The 1,680-nt window shown below is 53.9% G+C and carries 2 protein-coding genes; one reads left to right on the plus strand and one right to left on the minus strand.

Annotated elements, in window-relative coordinates; all coding sequences use genetic code 11:
• Positions 1-141 precede the first annotated feature (141 nt).
• Positions 142-1,140, plus strand: coding sequence for a phosphate acyltransferase (locus ACE418_RS13370; RefSeq protein ID WP_416451072.1), 999 nt, complete (start codon positions 142-144; stop codon positions 1,138-1,140).
• A 332-nt stretch (positions 1,141-1,472) separates the two neighbouring features.
• Here ACE418_RS13370 and ACE418_RS13375 read toward each other — a convergent pair.
• A partial coding sequence (locus ACE418_RS13375; RefSeq protein ID WP_416451071.1) for a hypothetical protein occupies positions 1,473-1,680 on the minus strand: 208 nt, incomplete at its 5' end.

A 1,680-nucleotide genomic window follows, 5' to 3' on the forward strand; every position in this document is an offset into this window, starting at 1 on the left:
AACAACCATAAGGCTATGATATTTTTGCATACATGAAAAGAGCCTGTGCACGATTACGTGCGACAGGCCCTTTTTACTTGCTTCCTTTTCCGTATGTCCCTATAATAAGAAGTAACATACATGATGCGGAAGGGAATCGATATGAGCCGGTATATTACGTTTTTGAAACAACAGGCGGCCAAAAAGCCGCAAAGAATAGTTTTGCCTGAAAGTGATGATATCCGTATATTGCAGGCTGCCGACAGGGTATTGGCAGAACACTTGGCTATCCCTGTCCTTTTGGGGAAGGACGGCGACATCCAGGAATTGGCTTCACGGTATCAGCTCGATTTAGAAGGGGCTGAAGTGATTTACCCCAAGAAGCACCCTGATTTAGAGGCCTTGTCCCAACTCTATGCGGATAAGCGGAAAGCGGCTGGCATGACATTGGAAGAGAGCCGCCGCTTTCTCTTGAATCATCCTTTATATTTCGGAGCTGCCTTAGTCGCTGCCGGGGAAGCGGCTGGCATGGTGGCTGGCATCGAAACGCCGGCACCGGAAGTGCTCCGGGCGGCCCTGCAGCTCATTGGGACGCGGGATGACATCGATACGGTCAGCAGCTCCTTTATCGTCGTGACGGATATGATGCAGTTCGGCAACGACGGCGTCTTTGTCGTCGGCGATGGCGATGTGATTCCCGACCCGGACGAATACCAGCTGGCCGACATTGCCTGCAACTGTGTCGAAAGGGCACGGCGAACCCTGCGTATTGCCTCACCGAAAGTGGCCCTGCTGTCGTATTCGACCATGGGCAGCGACCGCGGTGCCGGTGCTGAAAAAGTCCGCAAAGCCGTGCAAATCTTGAGCGACCGCAATGTCGATTTCATCTATGATGGAGAAATGGAAGCCGACGTGGCCCTGGTCCCGGCCTATGCTGCCGATTGGGCTCCGCGCTCACCCGTAGCCGGTCAGGCCGATGTCCTCATTTTCCCGGACCTCAATACGGGCAACATCTGCTGTAAGATGTTGGAACACGTTGCCGGAGCCACTGTTCTGGGCCCGCTGCTGCAAGGCCTGGCCAAGCCGGTCATGGATTTGTCCCGGGCTTCGACGGTAGAAACAATTGTCGATACAATCGTTATCTGTTGTTGCGATGCATGAAAATACGCCGCCCTTTAACCTCTCAGACCGCCTTTGGCGGCCAGCTCCCCTATGAAGGGAGCCTTGAGCGGCACGCCGCGAACAGTTGACGATATACGTGACGGGTCAATGTGACATGGTTTTTCGACCTGCGGCCGGCGGCCTGCGAACTGCGAATGACGATTTCGACAAAATGCATTTTCTGGGATTCCCACAACGGGACGCCCTTTAACCTCTCAGACCGCCCTTGGCGGCTAGCTCCCCTATGAAGGGAGCCTTGAGCGGCCCGCCGCGAACAGTTGACGATATACGTGACGGGTCCATGTGGCATGGTTTTGCGAACTGCGAATACGTTATGGAGCAACGACGAACGATGAACGACGAACGGTGAACGATGAACGCATCGCCACAGGCGATGGTTCGCGGCCTGCGAACTGCGAACGGCGGCCTGCGTCAAGGATTTGAAAAAAATCCTTGACAATATCTTTACACAGTAGTATACTAAATGAGCTGTCGGGGCAAGGCCCTGACGCAGCAGGAAGTTTGAATTTAAAAAAGTTC

This window comes from Megasphaera jansseni (assembly GCF_047974155.1).
Classification (GTDB): domain Bacteria; phylum Bacillota; class Negativicutes; order Veillonellales; family Megasphaeraceae; genus Megasphaera.

What these genes read in the sequence shown, in the direction of transcription:
- ACE418_RS13370 (WP_416451072.1), top strand. Translation starts at nt 142, where the DNA reads ATGAGCCGGTATATTACGTTTTTGAAACAACAGGCGGCCAAAAAGCCG.